Here is a 25,017-nt window from a genome sequence, read left to right as displayed (position 1 = left end):
CGTCAAGATCACTCACTGGAAGGCTTCGGCAGTCGCAGCCAAAGTGCGGGCGGTGCGCGCGGGGTCGACCTGGGCGACGAGCAGATAGAGCAGGTCGGCGGTCAGGAGCTGAGCGTGCCGGGCGGCAACCTCATCGGGCTGTACGTCGGAGTGCGGGGAAGCGGCAGTGATGTGCTGATCGGCGATTGCTGCCATGGCCGTCTCCGGGGAGCTGGTGATCGCGACCGTCCAGGCCTGGTGTCTCGTTGCCTCGGACAACATTCCGAGCGTGTCCTCGGTGTCGCCGTGGTTCGAGATCCCCAGTGCCACACAGTTTTCGTCGAGCAGAGCGGCGCTCGGGAGACCGCTGTGCCGGTCGATGTGGGCGTGCGCGTTGACACCCAACCGGGCCAGCCGGGCGGCGAGTTCGCGGCCGACCAGCCCGCTGCCGGCGACGGCGTACACGTCGAGTTTTTGGCAGTTGCGGATGCGCGTGGCGAGGTCGGTGAGCGCGGCCAGGTCGTACTGCTGGGCGGTGGTCCGGATGGCGACGAGTTGGGCGTTCAGCAGGGTCGAGAGGACGGTCGACGGTGAGTCGCCAGGGGCGAAGGAGTCGCCGAAGTCGGTGAGCCAGGCCCGGTCGCGATCCCCGCGGCCGACGTCCTGGGCGGCTGCCACTCGGAGGGCTGGATAACCGGAGAAGCCGAGCAGGCGGCAGAGCCGGGTGACGGTTGCCGCGGAGGTCCCGGCGCGCTCGGCCAGGCCGGTGATGGACAGCTCGAGTGGCGCGGCCGGATCAGCCTCCAGTACGGCGGCCACCCGGGCCATCGTGGCCGGCATCTGGGCACGGAACGTGAGCACCAGGTCCAGAACTCCCGAGGTCTGCATGCTGGTGATAATCCTTGTCAAGCCGGAGTGAATGCCTGAGAGTGATTTTCACCCATGTTGCAGCTCACGGCAAGGAGATCTGCTTATGAGCCCTCACCGCCTGCTCATCCCGCTCGTCGTACTCGCCCTGCTGATGACCGGAGCGACTCCGGCGGTCGCCGCGGTCGCGCGGGTCTGGACCGCCGACTCGTGGAAGCGGGTGTTCCAGACCGACCAACGCCCGGCCGGCGCGAGTACGTCGATCAACTGGGACGCCGCGCGCAACGAGGCCGAGTCGTACCAGATCCTGTTGCGGCACACCGCGTCGTTCACGATCACGGGCGTCACGTTCAGCGCGCTGACCGGGTCGGCGGGGTCCATCCCGGCCGGGAACCTGGAGTACAAGTTCCAGAACCACCATGCACCGGAGGGCGGGCAACTGTTCCCCGATCCGCTGGGAAACGAGCGCTCGACGACCGTGGCCGCGAACAGGACCCAAGGCATCTGGGTCACCGTGAACGTGCCGGCCGGGCAGGCCGCCGGAACCTACACGGGCTCGGTCGACGTCGCGACGAGCACCGGGGCGATCGCCGTACCGATGCGGCTGACGGTGTATCCGATCGACGCGCCGAACGCGATCGACAGCAAGTACATCTACAGCACCTGGAACGTCTTCTTCAACGAGTACGCCGACCTCGACGGCAGTGTGGTCGCCGACGAGATCGTCGACCGGTACCGCTTCCCGCGGTACTCGGCGCAGTGGTGGAAGCTGATGGAGGATTTCGCCAAGGAGCAGAAGGCGACCCGGCAGAACCAGGTGCACATCTCGATCGATCCGCTGCTGGACGGGCCGACCACGCTGGTGGGGGACACGTACCACTTCGACTGGTCGAAGTTCGATCAGTTCGTCGAGCTCTTCATCCGGCACGGCTCGGTGGCGCGGCTACGCGGCAACCCGTTGCTGAACGCGCTCCACACCGACCAGGTGTGGATCATCGACAACGTCGACGGTCAGCACAAGGTGACGCTGGCGCCGGTGGGCAGTGCGAAGGCGGACCGCTGGCTCGACCAGTACCTGCCGGCGTTGAAGGCGCATCTGGACGCGAAGGGCTGGTCGGATATCTGGTACCAGACGATCTCCGACGAGCCGAAGGAGGACAAGCTCGACAACTACAACTGGGCGGTCGGCAAGTACCGGCAGTACTTCGGTGCGGACGCCAAGACCCAGGATGCGGTGATCGGTCTCTTCCCCGAGCTGGCCGGCAATCTGTCGGTGTGGATCCCGCTGATCGACAAGCTGCAGGAGAACGAGCAGTTCTACCGCGATCGGCAGGCGGCCGGTGACGAGGTGTGGACGTACGTCTGCCTGCAGCCGGATGCCCGGTTGGGCTGGCTCAACCGGTGGTCGAACTATCCGGCGTACACGGCCCGACAGCTTGCCTGGGGCAACTTCAAGTACGGCGCGACGGGGTTCTTCCACTGGGGTTACAACGCGTGGACCGCGGGGCAGTTCGGCAATGTCGAGGAGTTCCCTGGGGATGGGTACATCGTCTATCCCGATCTGGCGAATGGGACGGTGCGGACGAGCGTGCGGTCGCTGGCGACGCGGGACGGGAATGAGGAGTACGAGCTGCTGTCGATTCTGAAGCGGCGCGATCCCGCGGCGGCGCAGCGGCTCGCGGATGCGTTGATGCGCGGCTATGACAACTTCACCGACGACACGGACCTGATGGCGAGGACCCGCAAGGAGTTGCTGCTGCGCGCAGCCGGTACGGCGTTGCCGCCGCGCGTGGAGGCCGAGGACGGCCGGCTGACCGGGACCGGCCGGCTCGACACCGTCGGCAATGGCTACACCGGCAGCGGGTACGTCGGTTGGCTCGACCAGGCGAGTGGTAGTTCGGTGACCGTCGATGTGACCGCGGCCCGGCCGGGACCGCAGGTCGTCGAGATCCGCTACAGCAACGGCACCGACACCACGAACACTCTCACGCTGCTGGTGAACGGTGCCGTACCGCGGAAGGTCGAGTTCCTGCCGACCGGTGACTGGAACACGACCTGGTCGTCCGCGTACGCCACGGTCGACCTGGCGGCCGGGGCCAACACGATCACGCTGCGGCACGACGCCGACGACGGATCTGTCGACCCGGATTCGCTCACCCTTTGGTGAGATACACCTTGGGGTGTGGTGGACAGGTAGGGGCATGAGCAAGCAACCGGATGAGCGCGCGGAACGGTTCGTCGCCCTGTACGAGGCGACGTACGCCGATCTCGTGCGGTTCGCGCAGCGACGAGTGCCGGAGGTCCAGGCTGAGGACACCGTGGCGGAAGCGTTTCTGGCCGCCTGGCGACGGCTGGACGCCGTACCGGCGCAGTTGCCGCAGGCGCGGGCGTGGTTGTTCGGGATCGTCCGCAACACGATCCTGAACAGCCATCGAGGCGCCCGCCGGCAACAGGCAGTCGCGGTCCGTCTGGCCGAGGTGACCACCACCTCGCTACCGGACGACGCCGAGCTGGTAGCGCGGCAGGTCGACCTCGCACGAGCGTGGGAGCGACTGTCCGCCGTCCATCAGGAGGCCCTTGCTCTGGCAGTGATCGACGACCTCCCGAGCCGCGAGGCCGCGGCGGTGCTCGGCATCACGAGCGTCGCCTACCGCCTCCGGCTGTCCCGGGCGCGCAATGCCCTGCGCGGTCAGCTGGATCACCGCCCCACCCCCGCACGCGTCACCCCCGTGCACCTCAAGGAAGGGCACCCCTCATGAATCCCCTCGACGAGTTCCGCAACCTGAAGACCCTGGACCCGGCAACCTCTGCTCCCGACCCACACAGCCCCCGGGCCCAGGCCACCCTGGAACGCATCCTCGCCACCGATCCAGTGGCCGGCCCGCGCCCGCACCGGCTCCGGCGGCCGATGGTCCGGGCCCTGGTGGCCACCGCGGCCGTCGCGATCGGGGCCGCCACGGTCCTGCTGCCGCGCGAAGGCGGCCCATTCCCGAACGGCGACGCCTACGCGGGCTGGACCCCACAGCCGGCCGGGATGTCGGCCAAGCAGCAGTCCAAGGCCGTCGCCGAGTGCCGCGAGTCCTTGAAGGAGATGGACGAGCAGGTCGAGCGGACCGACGTCGCGATCGCCGAGCGGAGGGGCAACTGGGCCATGGTGATCCTGACCGGACCTGACCAGTTCGAGGCGAACTGTCTGACGCACGTCGGGCCGGGCCGCAACCGCAGCGGCTTCGGCCACGTCGGTGGTCCCGGCCGGCCTTTGGTCGGCCCGCGCGACATCGCGGTGTCCGGGATGGGCGCCGCAGGTGGTGCTCCGGCCGGTTATGTGACGGTCGCGGAGGGCCGGATCGGCTCCGACATCGTCGGCATGACGTACACCAGCCCGACCCGCGGGGTCGTGAAGGCGACGGTCGCGAACGGCTACTTCGCCTTCTGGCTGCCGGGCTGGGAGTTCGATGGCAACAAGCCGGTTCCGGTCCGGGTGACGTATCGCGACGGCACCAGCGCCGCGACCACGATCAGCCTCGGCTGACTTCGACCGGCTCGAGCCGGAAGACGCGGATCTCGCGGTTCGGGGCGCGGGTGGCGTAGGTGTTGTACGCCGGCCAGTAGGCGGCGACGGCGTCCCACATCTGCTGGCGTTCGTCGCCGGTGAGGAGCCGGGCGTGGACGGGGACGGTCCGGCCGCGGACCGTGGCGCTGGCCTCGGGCTGGGCGATCAGATTGGCCGACCACGCGGGGTGGTTCTCGCCACCCCAGTTCGAGCCGATGACCACGAACGCTCCGTCGCGCTCGACGTACAGGAGCGGGACCTGCCGCAACTGACCACTCCGACGACCGGTTGTCGTGAGCAACAACGTGCGCAGCCCGATCGACGTACCGACCCCGAAGCGGCCATTGGTACTGCGCAGCAACCGCTCATCGACGCGAACCAGGGCCCGCCCGACCCCCGCGAAGGCCTTGGTGGTCCCGAGCTTGCCAATCAGCCGCTGCAGTCCGTTCACCGACCGGAGTCTATGCCGTCAACGATCGCAACACCTCCTCGGCCGCGGCGCCACGGAAACCTTCGGGTGGGCCTGCCGGCGACTGCGCCGGTACGACGTTGAGCACCGCTCAACCATGTGCGCGGCCGGAACGTGGTTGATCGGTGCACAAGGTGAGTTGGCTGGTCGACCTTGAGCACGGTTCGACCGTTCCGGCGGGTGCCAGATGGTCGGTGGATGCTCAACGTGACTCCCGCCCCACGATCTCCCGCACGCCGGGCGGGCCCGTGCGTTATCCGATGGATTTTCGTCACCGAGCACCCCCAATCCCCCGGATAGCGCAGAACTCGAGCATCACGCACCTCAGCCACAGCCCGTCAGCCCCAGACAACGTGAAACCGCGGTCACCGGACCTCGCCTTCCGGCCTGTGGTTGCGGCCCGGAAAACGAGGGGATCTCCCCTCAAGTTGCCCCTTCTCCGGCCAAAATTTCAGGGGAGAACCAGCACATTGAACGGATATCCAGGCTCCTGTCCGGTGTGTGGCCGTCATGCCCGTCACAACGTCCGACGATCCGCAGACCAGGCGTGCGTGCTCGTCGGACGTTAGCGCCGAGCAGCGTTTAACGTCCGACGATCCGGAGACCACGCCCTCGGATCCATCGGACGTTGCGGGTACGGCGCTCTGCTGGCCCACGGGCAGGTGCGCCGGGTGTACGAGGTTCAGCCGTTCGGCCGGTTACTGCGAGGGCCGGGGAGGCCTACCCGTTGTTTTCGGGGTGGCGGCTCCACCCCGAATCCGCCGTCGCGGTTCCTCCCAACCGGTTCGGGGGGCTAGAGGTTGAGTGATCGCAATACTGCCTCGGCTGCACGGTTCCCGGAGCGCAGCGCCCCGCTGACCGTGCCGGGCGAGATCGGATCGGTTGCCTCGCCGGCGAAATGGATCGGCCCACAAGGAGCAGCCAGTACGGCGCGCAGGTGGCTGCCACCTGGCGCCGCGGATGAGTAGCCGCCGCGGGTCCAGGGATCGGTACCCCAGTCGACCACCTGCGAGTCGACAAGCTCCGCACCCCGCAGGTGCGGTCGCAGCACCTCTATGACCCGAGCGACCGGTCCCGGTGGTGGGCGCAAGGCGTCGGACCGCGGGCCGGTCACGAACGCAGTCAGCACCGGCTCGGTGGGACGCGGTGGCCACAGGACCGGTACGCCGTTGTCCGCGAGCAGGTACGACATCGACTCCGGCCACCACACGCGATCGAAATGCAGGATCACCTTCGTGGCGGAGTACATCCGCAACTGCTCGATCGCCTCCTGCTTGGCCGCAGGCAGCTGGGGGGAGAACTCGATACCGCCGGCCTTCAGCACTCCGAGTGGGATCGTCACCACAACAGCCCGCGCGGTGTAGGTCCGATCCGCCTCGACAATCACCCCGTCAGCCGAGCGGCGGATGGCCTTGACCGGATTGTTCAACTCGACAGCGCAATCCGCAGCCAGATGGTCGATCACCTGGTCGAACCCATCGCGCAGCCTTTGCTGCCCGCCGGACTCTTCAGCACCCCCCATCACGGCCGCCATTTCGTGCACGCTGAACTCGGATGCCGTCGTACAGGCATCGTTCGCGATCGCTTCGGCCATCCGCAGCGTCCGTGCACCCGGCCTCCGGCGCGCCACCAAATCCGCCAGCGACTCGTCCGGCTTCCCCGGCGACCGCCGTACGGCGAGCATCACCGAAGCCAATTTAGGTGCCGACGGCAACGTCCACGGCAGCAACCCGCGCAGCCGCCCACCATCCAGCACGCGCCCGCGCCGCATCGTCATCGCCGGCGTCTGCCGAGCCCCAATCTCCTTGGCCAGTTGACCAAGCGGGCTCCCCGCACCCTGCAACAACTCCGCCCCACGCTCCACCGGAAACCGCGTGAACTCCCGATCGGTATGCACCCGCCCACCGATCCGCCACCGAGCCTCCAGCACCAGCACCGCAACCCCAGCCGACCCCAACCGCCGCGCCGCAGCCAATCCCGCTGCCCCGGCCCCCACCACAATCACATCGGCATCCACAACAATCTCCTCCCCGCCGGCTACCAGTGTGTACGTGCGTCTCCGTGGATGGCGAGCCGGTGGCAGCTACCGCCGTTCGGCTGCGCCTTCGTGCCGGGTCACCAGGGCTATCAGGCTGACGGCGAGTACCGCGGTCATGTCCACGAAGGTCAGGTCCAACTCCAGCTCCGGCAGTGTCCCGCTGATCCGTGGGTGCAGCCGCCCTTGCCATCTGGCGGCACCGTTCGTCGCTGCCCAGTCCGGGGTCAGCGTCTGACCGGAGACCGAGAACGCCTGCACGATCTGTTCGGCGACGGCACCGCCGTTGGGTGCGGACACCTCCACCGTCACGGTGAACCGCCGGACACTCGGCGGCACGTTCACCGCGAAGTGGTCCCCGGCCGCCGCCCCAGGCGAAGTGCTGGGTCAAACGAGTGACATGCGGAACCGCCCAGTCATTGATTTCACGGTGGTCTAAAGGCTCTTACCGCGGTACGTGATCGGGTCCTACGATCAGTGCCCGACTCCCACCGCCCTAGGAGTTGACCTGATGAGGTCCACCCGTCTCTTCACCGCTGTCCTGCTCCTGCTCACAGTGGCCGTGCCGGCCCAGGCGATCAGTCCGCCGACCGATGATCCGACACCTTCGGACGAAGAGCGGACCAAGCTGGCCGATGTCGCCGAACCGGCCGAGCCCGAGGTTCCGGAGAAGAGCTGGAAGGTCGATCACCGCGGCACCTTCTCCGACACGATTTCTCTGCAGGTGCCGGGGTTTCGCGGGCTTGAGCCGAAGCTCTCCCTGACCTACGAGTCCAGTGCCGGGAACGGTGTGGCCGGGCAGGGCTGGAAGCTGGCCGGGCTGTCCGAGATCGAGCGAGTTTCCGCGCGCCGGGGAGCGCCCAAGTACGACGACACCGACGCCTTCCGGCTCGATGGTCAGGACCTCATAGCTTGTACGGCGGGCAGTGTCAGCCCAAGCTGTACAACCGGCGGCACCCATGCGACCAAGAACGAAACCTACCTCCGGATCGCTTTCTCGGGGACCCGCTGGACCGTGACGGCCAAGGACGGGATCAGACGCGTCTTCGCCCCGATCGAGAGCGTCGCTACGGATCAGGTGTTCCGCTGGGGACTGAGCCAGGTCGTCGACACGCTCGGCAACACGGTTGATCTCACCTGGAACACCGATGGCTGGGCGGCTCCGGCCCAGATCGCCTACAACGGCGTGACGGTGAAGTTCCACTACGAGGCGCGGCCGGACAACGAGCAGCGGGCCGCCGGTAACGGCGTACTGAGTGCGGTGAAGGGCCGGATCAAGACGATCGACATAGCAGTCGGCGGCGGCCGCGTGCGCGCCTACAAGCTCACCTACGCGACCAGCGGTACGACGACGCGGTCGTTGCTCACGCAGGTCCAGCAGTTCGGGAAGGACGCCGTCGTCGACGCGTCCGGAACGGTCACCGGTGGAACCAGCCTGCCGCCGGCCTCGGCGACGTACCAGACCGGTACGCCGGCCTTCGCCTCCGGCGCGAACAACACCGGGATGGCGAACAAGGCCGAGACCCGGTACCTGCCGATGGACATCAACGGCGACGGCAGGAGCGACCTGCTGGAGATCTACGCGGGCTGGACCTGGGAACACCACGCCTGGATCTCGAACGGAACCGACTTCACGCTGGCATCGAATGTCGCGGTGACCGGCGTCAACGCCGACAGCCGGTTCCTCAGCGGTGATGCGAACGGCGACGGCAAGTCGGACCTGTTCGAGTTCTACCCGAACGGCTTCAACTGGGGACGCCGGGTCTACCTGTCGAACGGAACCGGCTTCACGCTCGCCTCGACCGCGAACTCGGTGGGGAACAACAGCAAGGACTCGCGCTTCCTCACGATGGATGTGAACGGCGACGGCAAGACCGATGTGGTCGAGCTCTACGGCTGCGGGATCTTCCCGGTCGTCTACTGCCAGGCCACCTCGCTGTCCAACGGCACCAGTTTCACGCTCGCTTCGAACGTGTCGTCGGGGACCGGTTTCACCACCAACACCGTCTTCATGGCCTCGGACGTGGACGGTGACGGCCGGTCGGATCTGCTGGAGGTCTACGCCGGCCTCTTCGGTGCGGCCGGCCGGCGGCTGTGGATGTCGAACGGAACCGGATTCACCCTGGGGGCGACCGAGGGCGGCATGCAGTGGAGCACACCGGACGCGGATGGCGCCGGCAGCCGGTTCATCGTGATGGACGTGAACGGAGACTCCAGGACCGACCTGGTCGAGCTCTATCCGTTCCTGGCGATGTACACCCGGCGGACCTGGATCTCGACCGGCCACAGTTATGTCCTCGGTTCGACCGACGCGGCGATGCCCTCGGCAACGAACGCCCGCCAGTTGACCGCGGACGTCAACGGCGATCACCGCGCCGACATGATCGAGTTGTCGCCGTACGGGCTCTCGACGAGGAGACGCATCTGGCTGTCGACCGGGTCCGGCTTCGCCGAAGGCGCGAGCGACACCGGGATCGGTTCGTTCAGTTGCAGCAAGGGCAACTGCAGCAGCACCTTCCTGGAGATGGATGTCAACGGTGACGGTCTCGGGGAGATGACCGAGCTGTACAACACCAACTTCGGCTTCAGCAAGGGCCGGCATGTCTGGGGGATCGGGGGAGCGGTTCCGGATCTGCTCAGCTCGAAGACCGATGTGTACGGCGCGAAGACGTCGGTCGCGTACACGCCGTCCTCGGAGTGGACGAACACCAACAACCCGCCGCTCGTCCAGACCGCGTCGGCCGTGACGGTGGCCGACGGTCGCGGTGGGAGCGCGACCACGAAGTACAGCTTCGCGGGTGGTGCGATCAACCGGCCCGAGCGGACACCGTTGGGCTTCCGCACCCAGCGCGAGACTGCACCATGTATCGCCGGTGAGGCGGCCTGTCCCACGACTGACAGCACCTTCCGGCAGGACCTGGCCGCGGTCGGCGAATCCGAGCAGGCCGAACGCAGGTCCGGGGACGGAACGTTGCTTGGCGCAACAATCCAGGAGTTCACCGTCGACAACGACACGACGCCCCGGACCGCGCTGCCCACCGGCACCTGGGAGAACATCTACGCCCCCGACGGTGCCGTGAAGCGCAAGTACACGGCACGGCAGTACAACGCGTACGGCGAGGTGACCGAGCAGATCGAGTACGGCGATCACGAGGCCACCGGCGACGAGCGGACCACGACGACCACGTTCGTGCCGAACCCGGCGACGTACGTGGTGAACAAGTCGGCCGCCGTCCGGCGGTACCAAGGAATCGGAACCGCCGGAACCAAGCTGTCCGAGACCCTCGCCTACTACGACAACGCGACCAGCATCAGCGAGCCGCCGGCCAAGGGCCTCGCGACCCGCGGCAGTAAGTGGCGCTCGACGACCGGCACGTACGCCGACTCGCGCAAGGAGTACGACGAGTTCGGCAACGTGACCGCCGAGATCGACCCGCGGGGCGCGCGCACCACGATCGGCTGGGACCCGGCGTACCACCTGTACCAGGTGAGTGAGAAGAACGCGCTCGCCCACCAGGTCACGGCGACCTGGGATGCGGCCTGCGGCTTGCCCACCGAGGTTCGTAACCCCGAGAACCAAGTCACCACGGTCTCGTACGACGCTCTGTGCCGACGGCTCGAGATGACCGAGCCAGGCGGCAAGTTCGAGCGGTACAGCTGGGTCGGCGTCGGCAACGCGGCGACCCAGCACGAGCAGACCGAGCGGCCCGCGGCGGACGGATCGAGCACCCCGCAGTGGACCCGCCGGTACTTCGACGGTCTGCAGCGCGACTGGCGGACGGTCTCGAAGGGACCGGACGCGGCGACCGGCGACATCTACGTCGACACCACGTACAACGCGCGCGGGAAGGCAGCAGCCACCACCGCGGCGTACTACTGGGTGTCCGGCCAACCGCAGCCGGTCACGCACCCGACCCTCACCAGCTACGACGCCCTCGACCGGGTCATCAAGGAGACGATCCCGGGCGGAGCGACGCGGCTGACGAGTTACGGGCTCTGGACAACGACCGAGACCGACGAGCGCGGCAACACCATGACCCAGCGGGTGAACGCCTACGACAAGCGGATCGCCAGCAGCCAGGAGATCGGCGGTACGACGCAGACAGCGACGTACACGTACGACGGCAACGACTTCCTGACCCGATCGACCGATCCGGACGGCAACGTGATCGGCTACCTCCGCGACTCGGTCGGGAACGCGATCAAGATCATCGATCCCGACAACGGCACGACGACGTACGAGTGGGATGCGGCGGATCGCCTGGTTGCGCAGACCGATGCCAAGGGCCAGAAGACGACGTTCACGTACGACGCCCTGGGCCGGAAGACGAGTCAGCTCAGCAAGGCCGGGACGGCATCATCGACCACGTCGACCTGGCGGTACGACGAACCGCGGGCCGGGTTCTTCAACACCGGCCGGCTGACCACGACCACCGACCCGTCCGGAACCAAGACGTCCGACTACGACGTCGCGGGCCGGGCAGTCCGGGTGGTCCGAACGATCGGTGGTACGCCGTACACCGTCCAGCACGGCTTCGATCCGGGCGACCGGCCGCTGTGGACGACGTACCCGGACGGCTTCACCGTCGGCACTCCAACGGCGCCGCTGCGGTACGACGGCGCCGGCCGACTGCTCGCCGTACCGGGCTTTGTCACCGCTGCCCGCTACACCGCGGGTGGCGAGCTGACCCGGCTGGAGAACGCGAACGGCACGGTGACCACGCGGGGCTTCGACGAGGTGCGCGGGTGGCTGGACTCGATCCAGACCAAGAAGGGCACCACGACGATCCAGGACGTCACCTACACCCGCGATGCCAAGGGCAACGTCACCCAGGTGGCGAGTCCGTTCGCGGGGGAGAGCTGGACCTACACCTACGACGAGGCTGAGCAGCTGACCAAGGCGAGCGACTACACGGTGGCGTACGACAAGACCGGCAACATCGCCTCGACCTCCGACCTCGGTGCGTACACCTACGGCTCGGCCAAACCGCACGCGGTGACCAAGGCCGGTGCGAACACCTACACGTACGACGCCGCCGGGCTGATGTCGTCCGGCGCGGGCCGCACGTACACGTGGGACGGTGACAACCGGCTGGCCTCGGTCACCAAGGACGGCGTGACGACCACCTTCACGTACGACGCGGACGGCGTCCGGGTACAGGCCGTCGAGGGCGGCACGACCCGTCGCTACCTCGGTGACGACTACGAGGTGAACGTGACGACCGGGACGGCGACCAAGTACATCTCGGTCGCGGGTCAGCTGGTCGCCCGCGCCGAGGGCACAACGCCGTACTGGGTGCACACCGACCAGCAAGGGTCGATCCAGGCAGTGACCGATGCCGCGGGCAACGAAGTGCACCGGAAGAAGTACGCCGCCTTCGGCGAGGTGGTGTCGGCCACCGGGCCGCTGGCACGGGAGTCGCGGGGCTTCACCGGGCAGCGCGAGGACGCGGCCGGTCTGCTCTACCTGCATGCGCGGTACTACGACCCGGAGCTCGGCCGGTTCATCTCGCCGAACCCGGTGATCGACGGCGACGACATCATCGGCCTGAACCGGTACGCGTACGCAGCCAACGATCCGATCAACCAGACCGACAAGTCCGGACTGGACTGCGCCAACGGCGGCAAGAGTTGCGACCGGGGCAACCCGTACAAGTACGGACAGCAGGCCAATATCGAGTTCTCCTGCGGGCCGGCCGCGGTCCGGGTCGCACTGGCGGCGCAGGGCTATTTGTTCCAGAAGGAGCAGCTGATCTGGGAGCCGCTCGGGACGACGGAGGACGGCACAGCGTCGATCGCGGGCAACATCGTCCCGTTCATGAACGCCAAGCTGCAGACGGACTTCTACGTGTCCAAGGACATTCCGGCCGACGCGCAGGGCAACCTGGCTGAACCCGACGTCTCCATCCCGCAGCTGAGAGCGGACATCGTCAAGGGCATCAATCTCAACCGGCTGATCGTGGCCAACGTGATGGGCGGCCCGGCGATCGACACCGCGGGCAACTCGCACTACTTTCCTGGCCACTACGTCACGATCATGGGGTACGACGACTACGGCGACACCGCGCATGTCTACGACTCGGGTGCAGCCGAAGGCCAGAACGAGTACTGGATGAGCACCAGCAACCTCGCTACCTGGATCGCCGGCAAGGGCTACGCTGCCGGCCGGTGACCGCTCAGCCCGGGGTCTCTTCGCCGAGGAGGCCCCGGGTGTGGGCGACCGCAGTGGCTTCGGTTCGGGTGGTGGCGTTCAGTTTGGTGAGGATGCGGCCGACGTGGACGCCTACGGTTGCTGGGGAGATGTAGAGCTCGGCGGCGATCTGGCGGTTCGGTAGACCGCGGGCGAGGAGGCGCAGTACGTCGTACTCGCGGGGAGTGAGGCCCGTGTCGTCCTCGGGGGTGGTGGTCGGCGGTTCGAGGCGGGCTCGTTGGCCGAGGACGGCGATGCGGTCGAGGGCGACTGTGCCGCCGTACACGGCGGCTAGGTCGCGGGCCTCTTCGAGGCGGCGGCGGGCGCCGGCACGGTTGCTGGTGGCAAGGGCTGTTTCGGCGGCGCTGATCAGGCACTCGGTCGTCCAGGGCAGATGGCCGAGTTGGCGCCAGCGGTCCGCAGCCTCGTCCCAGTCGGCGATCTGGGCCGGGCCGAGGGCGGCCTCGGTGGTCTGCCGGGTCGCGTCGGACAGCCTGGAGCTCAGCGGATTCAGGTGCAGGAGCTCGGTGACGGTCGCGCGGATCGAGGCCACGTCCGCGGCGATCTCGCGGTTGCGGGGGGCGGCGGCGAGCCGGGCCCGCTGCAGGCGGGCGATCGTCATCAGGCCGCCCTCGTCGGGCTGCAGTCCGTCGAGGTGATCGCGGCAGTGCTGCAGGTACAGACCGACCTCTCGGTTGGCGGCCTCCGGTTCCTGCCGGGCCATCGCCAGCTCGCACCACAGCGAGGTGATGAAGCCGAGGATGTAGTTGCGGTACGCCGGTGTCCCCGCGAACACCTCGTCCGCGGGGATCAAGACCTCCACGGCCTGCTCGAAGTTGGCCCGGTGGATGCTGATCTCGGCCAGCTCTGCCCGGAGGAACATCCGGTACAGCGGCTCCGGTTCGTCGGCCAGGGCTTGCTCGATCGTGTCGACGGCCTCGTCCCACCGGCCCAGTGCGAAGTAGGCCATGACCAGATTGGCTCGCAGCAGTGGGCCGCGCCAGTGGTGCATGCCGACGAGCTCGGCCTGGCGCAGGGCCGACGGCACCCGGCGTGCAAGCTCCTCGTAGCGTGCGCCCACCCCGAGCGAGGCACATTCCCACAGGACGCTGGCCACCAGCACGTAGTCGTCGCCGATCGTGGTCGCGAGCTCCTGCGCCTGCTGCTGAGCGAGTACGGCGGCGTCGGGGTCGCCGCTCATGCACAAGGCGTCGCCCAACGCCGCGAAAGCCCGGCAGCGCAGCCGGTCGTCGTCCAGGGTCTCCGCTAGCTCGGCGACGACGGCGGCATGGCGGTGGGCCGACGGTCCGCGCCGGGCGGTGGCCTCGTCGATCGCGAGCAGATAGTGCACCACCCCGAGGGCGTAGCTCGGCCGTTCCGTCGGCAGTAGCTCCAGTGCATGGTCGAGGTCGGCCCGGCCGGTGAGGTCGCGGCGGCTCTTGAACTGCGCGCGGAGCAGCAGGATCTCGGCAGCCCGGCCGGGTTCGCGATCGGGGTCGACCAGCTCCCAGGCGGCCATTGTGTGCTGCAGACCCTGGTTGGCAGCGCCGGCCGGGATGGCGGCGGTCATGGCCCGCTCCAGCAGCGTCAACCGGTCCGGGTCGTCGGCGGGACGGAGGCTCAGAGCGCGTTCCAGGTGTCGCAGTTCTTCGGTGTAGGCAAAGCTCGCACGGGCCTCGTCGGCGGCGATCAGTGAGGCCTGGTACGCCTCCTCGGTGCGGCCGGCGAGATACCAGTGCTCGGCCAGCTCAGCGGCCGGGAGCCCTTGGGCAGCCAGTGCGGGGAACTCGGAGAGCGCCTTGGCCGCGCGACCGTGCAGGCGGCGGCGTTCGGCCGGGAGGAGTCCCGTGTAGACGGCCTCGCGGATGAGAGCGTGCCGGAACTGGTAGCCGGTCGCGGTGGTCTGCAGCTGGTCTCGCTCGACCAGTTCGCGGAGGGCGAGGTCGAGTTCGTCGTCCGTCCGGCCGACCAGCAAGGTGAGCAGCTCGTGGCCCACGGTCGCCCCGGCGATCGAGGCGACGGCGAGCACCGGGCGGGCACTCTCCGACAGCCGGGCAACGCGTTCCTGCAGGAGGGTCCGCAACTGCGCTGTCCCGCTCCGCGCGCTCCCAGGTGCGTCGTGGGCCAAGGCCTCGACGAACAACGGGTTTCCACCGGAACGGCGATGAATGGCCGCGGCGCGGGCTGGGTCGTACCGGCCGTCGATGGCGGTCAGTTGCTCACCGACATCTCGTTGCCGCAAGGGGCCGAGCGCCAGCGTCGTCACATCCGCTCGGCGGCCGAGCTCGGCGACGAGTTGCCGGATCGGGTGCCCGGCCGGCAGCTCACCCGTACGGACAGTGCCGACGAGGAGGACGGGTAGGCGGCCGAGGTTCCTGGCGAGGTAGCCGAAGAGTTCACGGCTGGCACCGTCGGCCCAGTGCAGATCCTCGACGACGAGCAGCACCGGGCGTTTGGTGGCCGCACGCTCCACCAGCGCGAGCAACTCCTGCAGGAGGGTCAATCGGCTGTTCTGACCGTTCTGTTGGGGGAGCAGAGTCTGCTGGGGGAGCAGAGTGCGCAACGCCGAGCCTGAGGCGGATCCACCTTCGGCCTGGACGAGTTGCTGCACGACCGGCAGGAAGCCGACGTACGGGAGGTGTTCGGCGCCGAGCTCCGGGCAGGCGCCGGTGACGGTCAGCCAGTCCACGCCGAGGGTGGCGGCGAACTCGGTGACGAGGCGCGACTTGCCGATCCCGGCCTCACCGGCGATCAGCACCCGGGCCGAACCTCCTGCCTCGACCTGGCCGGCCGCGGTGCGCAACTCAGCGAGCTCGGTCCGGCGACCGACGTACAAGGGGCTGACCACCGGTTGTCGTCCGGGGACGTACGGATCGTCACCGGACATGGAAATACCGCGTTCCACGGATTCGCCGGAACCGGTCTGCCAGCACGCTGTGATCGTAGACCGGCCGGGGGCGAGAGGGCCGGAAAACAAACGACCTCCGAGGAGATGACAGTGAACACTCCGAACAGCACGCCGCGGGATACTGCGGACGACGCGATCCGGCCGTTGCGGATCGAGGTTCCCCAGTCACAGCTGGATGATCTGGCCGAGCGGCTGCAGCGGGTCCGGTGGGCGAACGAGCTGCCGCGCGACCAGGTCACCGACGGCGTCCAGCGCGGTCCGGTCATGCCGGGCTGGGAATACGGCGTACCGCTGGAGTACGTGAAGCGGCTTGTCGAGACGTGGCGGGACAGCTATGACTGGCGGAAGTGGGAGGCGCGGCTGAACGAGTACCCGAACTTCACCACCGAGATCGACGGGCAGAACATCCACTTCCTGCACGTCACCTCGCCCGAACCTGATGCCACGCCGTTGATCCTCACGCACGGCTGGCCGAACAGCGTGGTCGAGTTCCTCGACGTGATCGGGCCGCTGACCGACCCGCGGGCGCACGGCGGCGACCCGGCCGACGCCTTCCACGTTGTAGTGCCGTCGCTGCCGGGCTTCGGTTTCTCGGGGCCGACGTACGAGAAGGGCTGGAACCGGCACCGGACGGCGCGCGCCTGGGCGGAGCTGATGCGGCGGCTGGGGTACGAGAAGTTCGGTGCCCACGGCAACGATGTCGGTTCGTTCGTGTCGCCCGAGCTGGGCCGGATCGCGCCGGATCAGGTGATCGGCGTACATGTCACCCAGCTGTTCTCGTTCCCGTCCGGTGACCCGGCCGAGTTCGAGGGGCTGAGTGAGAAGGACATCGAGTACCTCGGGTTCCTGCAGAAGTTCAACGAGGAGATGTCGGCGTACGCGAAGCTGCAGGAGACCGCGCCGCAGAACCTCGCGCACGCACTGGCCGACTCGCCGAGTGGCCAGCTGGCCTGGATCGCGCAGCTGCTCGCGGCCTGCGACGACGAGCACGTGCTGACGAGCGCGACCATCTACTGGCTGACCAACACGGCCGCATCGTCGGCACGGTTCTACTACGAGGACCACCACGCCGAGCACCCGACCGAGGCGACCAAGGCACCGACCGGGCTCGCCAGCTTCGCGAACGACTTCACCCCGCTGCGCCGGTTCGCCGATCGCGACCACGCGAACATCGTGTCGTGGAACGAGTACGACCGCGGCGGCCACTGGGCCACCCAGGACGCCCCCGACCTGCTCGTCGAGGACATCCGGAAGTTCTTCCGGACCCTTCACTAGGCAGCACAGTCAGTAGGGGACGGAACCGAGGACTCGCCGAGTCCGTCAGATGGAGCGCTGGACGGTCTTTTGCAGAAGGCCGTCCAGCGTTGCTCAAGGCCCCATCGGCGCGGACGGACGGTGTCGAGCCGGCGGTGGTCGACACTAGGTTTCATGATGGGTCGTCGGACGTTTCTCAGTACTACGGGCTTCGTGGCCGCTGCCGGACTGACCGGGTGCGGACCGAGTCAAGCTGCACCCAAGCCGCGCGCGGTCAAGGACGGCTTCCTGCTGCCGGCCGAAGGTGCTCCGCACGAGGTGACCTGGATGGCGTACGGCGCGACGCCGGGTGTCTGGGGTGAGGAACCGGAGACGGCGTACGGGCGGGACCTGACCAACGCCCGGATCGTCGCCCGGCAGGACCTGGTTCGGCTGGCCGCGACGATCTCGCGGTTCGAGCCGGTCGCGCTGCTGGTGAACAACGCGGCCGACGAAGCCGAGGCGAACCAGTTCTTGACCGAGATCATCGAGGCGTCGTCGGCCAAGGACCAGGTCGGTCCGGAGCTGGACGGGTCCGGCCGGATCTATCTGGGCGACGTCGCGAAGAGCGAGCTGCCGCCGATCAAGACCCACCCGCTCGACCTGGTCCGCGTCCCGCTGAACGACCTCTGGGTCCGCGACACCGGACCGGTCTTCGTGACGGATGCGAGCGGCGCACTGCACGGCGTGAACCTGAACTTCAACGGCTGGGGGCAGGCACCGATCACGACCGGTCTGGAGGGCTGGCGGAAGGATCCGCGCAAGGCCGCCAACGGGGTGGTCGACCAGCCGATCGACGAGGACCGTGCCGTCGCGGCCGCGATCGCCGCCGATTCCGCCGTACCGGTTGTCAAGACCTGGCTGACGATGGAAGGCGGCGGGATCGAGGTCAACGGCCACGGGCTCGGCGTGGCGACCGAGAGCTGCCTGCTGAACCCGAACCGGAACCCCGGCAAGCAGAAGGAAGAGATCGAGGTCGAGCTGCGCCGCCTGTTCGGGATCGAGCGGATGCTGTGGATGCCGGGCCGGCCGGGGCTCGAGGTCACCGACTGGCATGTGGACTTCCTGGCCCGGTTCACTGCACCCGGCCACCTGCTGTACGCGTCGGCCGAGTTCGGCGAGGCCGAGGACAAGCGCGATCGCAAGGCCCTGCTCAAGGCGGTCGACGAGATCAACGCCCTGCCTGACGATCAGCGCACCCGGCTCCTGGGCGGGCAGAAGAAGCTGACCACGGCAACCTTGCCCGAGCCCGATCCGGCGGCGGTATACAAGACCTACAAGGCACGGAACCAGGCGCGGCCGTTCACCGAGCGCAGCAGCGACGAGTTCGGCCAGACCGCCGCACCTGGTTACATCGGCTACTACGAGGCCAACGACTGCATCGTGCTCGGCCAGTACGGCGACAACGCCACCGACGCCGAGGCCTTCGACACGGTTGCCGAGGCCTTTCCGGACAAGATCGTCGTACAGATCTCGACCGACGGCCTCTGTACCGGCGGCGGGACCATCCACTGCGCCACCCAGCAACAGCCCCGGAAGGGCTGAAACCACGCCGGTGGTCGGCGACCGGCCCGTGGGATGACTAAGATCCGTCTGTGCGGCAGCTTGCAGTGGGGGTCGGTCAGTTGTTGGGCCGGCCGCCGCATTTCATGAATGCGTACCTCGTCGACGACGTGCTGGTCGATGCCGGGACCCCGGCCGCGGCCGGGCGGATCCTGCGGCAGCTCCGCGGGCGGGACGTGGCCGCGCATGTGGTGACCCATGCGCACCCGGATCATTTCGGGTCCAGTCACGCGGTCTGCGAGGAGCTCGGGATCCCGCTGTGGGCGGGGGCCGATGACGCGGAGGCGATCGAGACGGCGACGCCGGTGCCGGCCGCCGGATGGCTGCCCGGGATGCTGGCTCGCGGCAAGATGCCGCCGCCGCATCCGGTCAGCCGGCGACTGGTCGAGGGGGACCAGGTGGGCAGCTTCACTGTGCTGGATGTGCCGGGCCACTCGCCCGGCCACATCGCACTGTGGCGGGAGTCGGATCGGACGCTGCTGTGCGGTGACGTGTTCTTCCGGCTGCCCAAGGTCGCCGCGCCGTGGAACTTCCTGACCTTCGATGTGCAGCGCAACCATCAGGCGATGCGCCGGCTCGCGGCGCTGCGGCCGGAGCTGGTGCTGTTCGGTCATGGCAAACCTCTTAAGGACCCGGATCTGCTGAGCCGGGTGGCCGACGCGCTGCCGGGTTCTGAGTGAGCGGCGTGCTCGAGCGGCCGGACGAGCTCGGCCGGATCGCCGCTGCGCTGGATGCGGCCGGCCGGGGCGAGGGCAAAGTCGTCGTGATCGAGGGCGAGGCTGGGATCGGCAAGTCGCGGCTGGTGGCCGAGGCGCGGGCGATGGCCAAGGAACGCGGCTTCGTCCGGATGCAGGCGACCGGCGACGAGGTCGAGGGCGTGATGGCCTGGGGTGTCGTGCGGCAGCTGATCGAGCGGTCGATTGCCCGGTACGCCGGGGAGACCCGCGCCGCGATCATCGCCGGGCCGACCGGCCGTGCGATCGAAGCGCTCGACAAGGCGACTCCGGATGCCGGGGACGCCGAGGTGGCGCGGACGCTGCACGCACTCTGGTGGGTGGCCGTCGATCTGGCCTCGCCGCGCCCGTTGCTGATCACCATCGACGACGCGCAGTGGTCCGATCCGCCGTCGCTGCGCTTCCTGTCCTATCTGTCCAAGCGCGTCGGTGACCTGCCGATCGCGCTGGTGGTCGCGACCCGGCCGCCGCCGGACCGGCTTGGTCCGCTGGCCGAGCTGACCGTCGCCCGGCACGTCGAGCGGTTGCTGCCGCGGCCGCTGAGTCGCGACGGCATCGCCGTACTGATTGCGGATCGTTGCCACACTGAAGCGGCCGACCAGGTCGTGGATGCGGTCCTGGCAGCGAGTGGTGGGAACCCGTTCCTGGCTGAGTCGTTGCTGGACGAGCTTGAGGTGCTGGACCGGTCGACCAAGGATGCGGCGACGGCGGAGACGGTTCGCGGGCTTGGTGCGAGTGCGGTGAGCCGGACCTTATTGTCGAGGTTGTCGCCAGCGGCGCTCGCGTTGGCCAAGACAGTGGCGGTGCTCGGCGCGCGCACGGATATCTGGGCAGCCGGTTCGGTCGCGCAGCTGCCGGAGTCTGCGCTTGCGGCAACGGTGGACGAGTTGGTCGCGGCCCACGTGATCAGCGTGGATGAAGCGCAGCTGAGTTTCGTGCACCCGGTGATCCGCGAGTCGGTGGCTTCGACCCTGGGCCCGGTCGATCAGGCCACGCTGCACGGACGAGCCGCCGAGACGCTCTGGGCCGCGCGGTCGTCGGCGGATCGGATCGCCGCGCACTTGGTGCAAGCCCCAGCGGGCACGCTCGATACCGCGGTCGCGATCTTCACCGAGGCTGCCACCCTGTGTGCGACGGCGGGTGATGTCGAGAAGGCGATCGACTACCTCAACCGTGCGATCGAGGTCGAGCCGGACAGCGCGAAACTCCAGTCCCTGCTGGGGAAACTCTTCCTTCGAAAAGGTGATCCGCGGAAAGCCCGGCGCTACCTGCTGGCTGCTGCCGAGGCGAGCAGCGGCCGGGAACGCGCCGAGCTACTCGGTACGGCGGCCACCGCGACCTCGGCGGTCGACGGGCCGGTGGCGGCGGCGACCGAGCTGATGCACGCACTCGATGACTGGGCCGGGGACAAGTCGGCGCGGCTGGCGCTGGACGCGCGGCTCGGGATCGTCCGGTCGTACCTGCCGTCGGAGCGCAAGCGCGCCTCGCAACACCTGCACGGGTTCGCCGACCTCCCCGGTGATACGCCCGATGAGCGGATCCTGCTTGCCCTGCTCGCCCAATGCGGTCGCTACGAGGTGACCCCGTCGGCCGACGTACGGCGTACTGCGGAGCGCGCGTTGCGTCGTGGCGCGCTGCTCAAGGACTCGGTCGGCCAGGCGGACCCGCTGGTCGGATGGTTGCTCGCGATGATGTCGCTGATCGCGGCCGACGGGGTCGGACCGGCCCGGGACGAGATCGCCGGCGCGCAGGACTGGGTACGGCGGCATGGTTCGCCGATCGAGTTCGCGATGGTCGCGAACGTCGCGGACTTCCTGGCCTGGCGATGCGGTGACCTGCCGGCGGTCGAGGCCGACGCGGACGGCGTACTGGCTGCGATCGAGTCGGAGGACCTGACGCCGCAAGTGGTGGCGATCCGGGCGACCGCGGTGACGTTCGGGTTGTACGCGGCGCTGGAGCGCGGTGATCTCGGCGCGGCGCAGGCGATGCTGGCCGATTGGGACGAGTCCACCCGGAACGCGCCGCGAGTGATCGCGGCGATGTGGCTGGAGGGGACCCGGGCCCGGATCGCGTTGGAGCTGGACGATCCGCTGGCCGCGCTGGAGCACGCGCACCGGTTGCGGGACGAGATGGTGGCCGCGGATCTGGATCCGCCGGCGGTCCCGTGGCGGACCCCGGCGGCGTTGGCGCAGCTGCGACTGGGTGATGAGGCCGCGGCTCGTGAGTTGGCGAGCGATCAGCTGGACTTGAGTCGTCGTTGGGGGGCGGCCTCGGATCTGGGAGCAGCGCTCCGGCTGACGGCCAAGGTCGACGTGGGGCAGGGCGCTCGCCGGGTCGAGACGCTGACCGAGGCGGTCGCCGTACTGGAACGTTCGCCGGCCCGGCTGGAGCTGGCGCGCGCGTTGGTCGATCTCGGTGAGGCGTATCGCGTGGTCGGTCGCCGTACCGATGCTCGGGAGACGCTGAACCGAGGTGGCGAGCTGGCGGCCACTTGTGGTGCTGTCGTCCTGCGGAACCGGGTCGCGGAAGTCCTGCAGGCACTGGGGGATCGGCCGCGGTCGCTGGTGGCGCCGGGCCAGGACTCCCTGACCGCGAGCGAACGGCGGGTGGCCGGGCTCGCGGTCACCGGCCGCAGCAACCGGGACATCGCGCAAGAACTCTTCGTCTCACCCAAAACCGTCGAGAACCACCTGGGCCGCATCTACGTGAAACTCGGCATCACCGGCCGCCGAGAACTAGGCCGCGCGCTCACTTAACCCTAACGTCCGAAGGATCGGAGGGCGGGCCTCCGGTCGTTCGGACGTTGTTGTCACCGACGCGCTAACGTCCGAAGGATCGGAGGAGGAGCCTCCGGGGCTTCGGACGTTGTGAGCAGGGGAGCGAGCGGCCCCTCCCTCCAGGGGCCGCTCGTCAGGTGTTGCGTGGCTCAGCCGACGGGCGGAGCGGTCTCGAACCAGTTGAAGGCTTCGACGTACTGCAGGGTGGTGCCGGTGTAGTTCTCGCCGAACAGCCGCCAGTAGGTGTGCTGCTTGATCGTCTCGACGCCGGTCTCCTCGTCCACCGACTTGGTCCGGATCGCGACCCGGTACAGGGTGACCTTCTCGTCGCGGATCTGCGACTGGGTGTCCTTGTAGCCGGGGGTCTTGTGGTCGTCGGAGCGGGCCGGGTCGTGCAGGGTCAGCTCGACCTTGCCGGAGCCGACGTCACCCTTGGCCGCGACCACGGTGACCGCGTGGCCGCCGGTACGGGTGTGCGTGTTGTCCTCGTTCAGGACGTACCGGCCGTACCACATCTGGAGTGGTGCCTGCCGCAGCCGCTTCGCCATCTCCAGCCCGAACTCGGGCAGACCGTCGGAGCCGGTGCCGCCCCGGTTGACCGTCCAGCCGCTCGCCTTGGCGCCGACGGTCGCGGCGTCGAAGGCGGCCCGGTTGCCGGCCGCACTGGAACCGCTCGGGTCCGAACCCATGCCGGCCTTGTACCCGAGCCACCCGATCCAGGTGGTCGCCTCGTCGTAGTCGGCCGGGTCGTGCGGGTCGTACTCGGTCATCAGCTGACCGTTCGGCACCACCCGCATCGGCAGGCCCTTGTGCTCACCCAGGTAGTACATCGCGTTGTAGAGCGAGGTCGGCCCGCAGTGGACGCTGCCTTCCTTGGTGAGGTGGGTGCGGAACTGGTCCGCGTCGGTCACGTCGCACAGGTTGACGGCGAACTGCGTTCCCGTGACGTCCTTCTGCTCCGTGCACGGCACCTGCAGCGGCAGCCCGTCCGCCGCGGCGGTCCCGGCCGGCAGAACCGTCCCGGCGAACACAGCGGCGACCCCGGCCAGTACGGCGATCCCTTGACGCTTCATCTCGTTTACCCCCAGCTTGCGTGGTTTTCAGTGGTTGACCTTCTGCCACCAATCTCCCGCCTGAGGCACCCCCCACGCATGAGGGTCAATCCCTCATCTCCGCCCCTGGGGGGGGTGGGGGATCAGGGCTACGAGCCCGTACGACGTTGAGCACGGTTCAACCATCTGCGCGGCCAGCCGGTGGTTGATGGGTGCTCAAGGTGAGTCGCTCGCCCGACCTTGAGCACGGTTCGACCACGTATGCGGCTGGCGGATGGTTGATGGGTGCTCAAGGTGAGCCGGTACGACGTTGTGCACGGTTCAACCACGTGCGCGGCCAGCCGGTGGTTGATGGGTGCTCAAGGTGAGCCGGCCGGCCGACTTTGAGCACGGTTCGACCACGTATGCGGCTGGCGGATGGTTGATGGGTGCTCAAGGTGGACCGCCCAGGCACCCGGACGGGCTCGGCACCGGGGGCATGGGTGCGTTGTTGCTGGCGGCAACTATTGGTCGCCTCGGTGTGCGGTCAGGAGGTGGCGGGGGAGCGCAGCTGCCGGCCTACCTCGTGCATGTGGCGCAAGCCCTGGGCGTAGGACTCGATGATGCTGGTTGACATGTAGGGAACGCCTACGCGCTCGCAGTAGGCGCGGACGGCGGCCTGGGCGCGGCGGAGGTTGGCGCGGGGCATGTTCGGGAAGAGGTGGTGCTCGATCTGGTAGTTCAGGCCGCCCATCAGCCAGTCGGTGATCACGTGGCCGTTGACGTTGCGGGACGTGCGGACCTGCTTCTCCAGGTGACCCCACTTGGAGTCGCAGTCGGGCATCTCCATGCCCTTGTGGTTCGGCGCGAAGACGCTGCCGAGGTGCAGGCCGAACAACACGTGGTGCAGGACGGCGAAGACGAGTGCCTTCTGCGGCGACATGATCAGCAGCAGGCCACCGAAGTACACGGTCAGGTGCGCGAGGATCAGGCCGAGCTCCACCATCGACTCGCGGCGCGGGCGATGCGTGAGCAGGTAGGTGATCCCGGAGACCTTCAGGCTGAAGCCTTCGAGGCTCAGCAGCGGGAAGAAGATGCGGGCCTGGTTGCGGCTCAGCCAGCCGTACAGGCCCTGGCGGCCCTCGGCCTGCGCGAGCGTCCAGACCAGCACACCGGCGGCGACGTCGGGGTCTTTGTCGGTGTGGTTCGGGTTGGCGTGGTGCTTGTTGTGCTTGTCGTTCCACCAGCCGTAGCTCATGCCGAGCAGGAAGTTCGCGTGCAGCTGACCGATCGCGTCGTGCAGCCGGCGGGAGCTGCCGATCTGCTGGTGACCGGCGTCGTGACCGAAGAACGCGGCGCGGGTGCTGAAGATCCCGGCCGGGATGGTCAGCAGCAGCACGAGCCAGGAGTTCCCCAGCAGGATCAGCCCGGCGACCACCGCGCCCAGACAGAGCAGGTTGACCACGATCCCGATCGCATACTCACCGGTACGGCGCTCGAGCAGACCGGCCGCCTTGATCTCCCGCAGCAGCGGAGCGAAGTCGCTGCCCTTGCTCGGGGCGCAGGTCTCCTGATTTTGGGTAGGCGTGAGCGTCGTGCCGGCGGAAGGCATGGGTTC

The 25,017-nt window shown here is 68.4% G+C and carries 15 protein-coding genes; 8 read left to right on the top strand and 7 right to left on the bottom strand.

What is annotated here, in order from left to right:
- Window positions 1–12: 12 nt before the first annotated feature.
- The gene (locus tag E1261_RS07870; RefSeq protein WP_132404188.1) at window positions 13–867 is read right to left on the bottom strand and encodes a MurR/RpiR family transcriptional regulator; all 855 of its coding nucleotides are present in this window, start codon (window positions 865–867) and stop codon (window positions 13–15) included.
- A gap of 85 nt (window positions 868–952) precedes the next feature.
- Between E1261_RS07870 and E1261_RS07865 the strand changes: the two genes are divergently transcribed.
- The 3 genes from E1261_RS07865 to E1261_RS07855 are packed head-to-tail and all read left to right on the top strand — an operon-like array spanning window position 953 to window position 4,378.
- Complete coding sequence (locus E1261_RS07865) at window positions 953–3,013, top strand: glycoside hydrolase domain-containing protein (RefSeq protein ID WP_165952417.1); 2,061 nt, start codon at window positions 953–955, stop codon at window positions 3,011–3,013.
- A gap of 34 nt (window positions 3,014–3,047) precedes the next feature.
- Window positions 3,048–3,605: an RNA polymerase sigma factor gene (locus tag E1261_RS07860; RefSeq protein ID WP_132404182.1), complete on the top strand. Its 558-nt coding sequence runs from the start codon at window positions 3,048–3,050 to the stop codon at window positions 3,603–3,605.
- The gene (locus tag E1261_RS07855) at window positions 3,602–4,378 is read left to right on the top strand and encodes a hypothetical protein (protein WP_132404179.1); all 777 of its coding nucleotides are present in this window, start codon (window positions 3,602–3,604) and stop codon (window positions 4,376–4,378) included. The genes E1261_RS07860 and E1261_RS07855 overlap by 4 nt, the downstream gene beginning before the upstream one ends.
- On the opposite strand, the gene E1261_RS07850 is transcribed toward E1261_RS07855, so the two are convergent.
- The 3 genes from E1261_RS07850 to E1261_RS07840 form a co-directional block, all read right to left on the bottom strand.
- Complete coding sequence (locus tag E1261_RS07850; protein ID WP_132404176.1) at window positions 4,365–4,850, bottom strand: nitroreductase/quinone reductase family protein; 486 nt, start codon at window positions 4,848–4,850, stop codon at window positions 4,365–4,367. The genes E1261_RS07855 and E1261_RS07850 overlap by 14 nt on opposite strands.
- A gap of 811 nt (window positions 4,851–5,661) precedes the next feature.
- Entirely contained in the window at window positions 5,662–6,885 is a 1,224-nt protein-coding gene (locus E1261_RS07845) for a flavin monoamine oxidase family protein (protein WP_165952416.1), read from the bottom strand.
- A 66-nt stretch (window positions 6,886–6,951) separates the two neighbouring features.
- Window positions 6,952–7,248: a hypothetical protein gene (locus tag E1261_RS07840; protein WP_132404170.1), complete on the bottom strand. Its 297-nt coding sequence runs from the start codon at window positions 7,246–7,248 to the stop codon at window positions 6,952–6,954.
- 166 nt (window positions 7,249–7,414) lie between these two features.
- On the opposite strand from E1261_RS07840, the gene E1261_RS07835 reads away from it, so the two are divergent.
- Window positions 7,415–13,075 (top strand): RHS repeat-associated core domain-containing protein, encoded by a 5,661-nt coding sequence (locus E1261_RS07835; protein ID WP_132404167.1) that lies wholly within the window; start codon window positions 7,415–7,417, stop codon window positions 13,073–13,075.
- Between the two features lie 4 nt (window positions 13,076–13,079).
- Here the strand turns inward: E1261_RS07835 and E1261_RS07830 are convergent, their stop codons facing one another.
- Window positions 13,080–15,980: a helix-turn-helix transcriptional regulator gene (locus tag E1261_RS07830; RefSeq protein ID WP_132404164.1), complete on the bottom strand. Its 2,901-nt coding sequence runs from the start codon at window positions 15,978–15,980 to the stop codon at window positions 13,080–13,082.
- Window positions 15,981–16,085: 105 nt separating this feature from the next.
- Here E1261_RS07830 and E1261_RS07825 point away from each other — a divergent pair, with 105 nt between their 5' ends.
- The 4 genes from E1261_RS07825 to E1261_RS07810 all read left to right on the top strand — a co-directional run bounded on the left by E1261_RS07825 (window position 16,086) and on the right by E1261_RS07810 (window position 22,347).
- The gene (locus E1261_RS07825) at window positions 16,086–17,276 is read left to right on the top strand and encodes an epoxide hydrolase family protein (RefSeq protein WP_132404161.1); all 1,191 of its coding nucleotides are present in this window, start codon (window positions 16,086–16,088) and stop codon (window positions 17,274–17,276) included.
- 153 nt (window positions 17,277–17,429) lie between these two features.
- Window positions 17,430–18,839: an agmatine deiminase family protein gene (locus E1261_RS07820; RefSeq protein WP_132404158.1), complete on the top strand. Its 1,410-nt coding sequence runs from the start codon at window positions 17,430–17,432 to the stop codon at window positions 18,837–18,839.
- A gap of 50 nt (window positions 18,840–18,889) precedes the next feature.
- Window positions 18,890–19,537, top strand: a complete 648-nt coding sequence (locus tag E1261_RS07815) for an MBL fold metallo-hydrolase (RefSeq protein WP_132404155.1) — start codon at window positions 18,890–18,892, stop codon at window positions 19,535–19,537.
- Window positions 19,534–22,347, top strand: coding sequence for a helix-turn-helix transcriptional regulator (locus tag E1261_RS07810; RefSeq protein ID WP_132404152.1), 2,814 nt, complete (start codon window positions 19,534–19,536; stop codon window positions 22,345–22,347). The genes E1261_RS07815 and E1261_RS07810 overlap by 4 nt, the downstream gene beginning before the upstream one ends.
- A 170-nt stretch (window positions 22,348–22,517) precedes the next feature.
- Here E1261_RS07810 and E1261_RS07805 read toward each other — a convergent pair whose 3' ends face one another.
- Together E1261_RS07805 and E1261_RS07800 are read right to left on the bottom strand one after the other, a co-directional pair.
- The gene (locus E1261_RS07805) at window positions 22,518–23,441 is read right to left on the bottom strand and encodes a hypothetical protein (protein ID WP_132404149.1); all 924 of its coding nucleotides are present in this window, start codon (window positions 23,439–23,441) and stop codon (window positions 22,518–22,520) included.
- A gap of 505 nt (window positions 23,442–23,946) precedes the next feature.
- Window positions 23,947–25,011 (bottom strand): fatty acid desaturase family protein, encoded by a 1,065-nt coding sequence (locus E1261_RS07800; RefSeq protein ID WP_132404146.1) that lies wholly within the window; start codon window positions 25,009–25,011, stop codon window positions 23,947–23,949.
- Between the last annotated feature and the right edge of the window lie 6 nt (window positions 25,012–25,017).

This window comes from Kribbella albertanoniae (genome assembly GCF_004348455.1).
GTDB classification, from domain to species: Bacteria; Actinomycetota; Actinomycetes; order Propionibacteriales; family Kribbellaceae; genus Kribbella; species Kribbella albertanoniae.
This window is presented reverse-complemented; position numbering and strand designations above follow the sequence as displayed.

Bases quoted from the DNA above. Each gene is read 5' to 3' on its own strand.
- E1261_RS07870 (WP_132404188.1), bottom strand. From the start codon at position 867: ATGCAGACCTCGGGAGTTCTGGACCTGGTGCTCACGTTCCGTGCCCAG.
- E1261_RS07865 (WP_165952417.1), top strand. From the start codon at position 953: ATGAGCCCTCACCGCCTGCTCATCCCGCTCGTCGTACTCGCCCTGCTG.
- E1261_RS07860 (WP_132404182.1), top strand. From the start codon at position 3,048: ATGAGCAAGCAACCGGATGAGCGCGCGGAACGGTTCGTCGCCCTGTAC.
- E1261_RS07855 (WP_132404179.1), top strand. From the start codon at position 3,602: ATGAATCCCCTCGACGAGTTCCGCAACCTGAAGACCCTGGACCCGGCA.
- E1261_RS07835 (WP_132404167.1), top strand. From the start codon at position 7,415: ATGAGGTCCACCCGTCTCTTCACCGCTGTCCTGCTCCTGCTCACAGTG.
- E1261_RS07830 (WP_132404164.1), bottom strand. From the start codon at position 15,980: ATGTCCGGTGACGATCCGTACGTCCCCGGACGACAACCGGTGGTCAGC.
- E1261_RS07825 (WP_132404161.1), top strand. From the start codon at position 16,086: ATGACAGTGAACACTCCGAACAGCACGCCGCGGGATACTGCGGACGAC.
- E1261_RS07820 (WP_132404158.1), top strand. From the start codon at position 17,430: ATGATGGGTCGTCGGACGTTTCTCAGTACTACGGGCTTCGTGGCCGCT.
- E1261_RS07805 (WP_132404149.1), bottom strand. From the start codon at position 23,441: ATGAAGCGTCAAGGGATCGCCGTACTGGCCGGGGTCGCCGCTGTGTTC.
- E1261_RS07800 (WP_132404146.1), bottom strand. From the start codon at position 25,011: ATGCCTTCCGCCGGCACGACGCTCACGCCTACCCAAAATCAGGAGACC.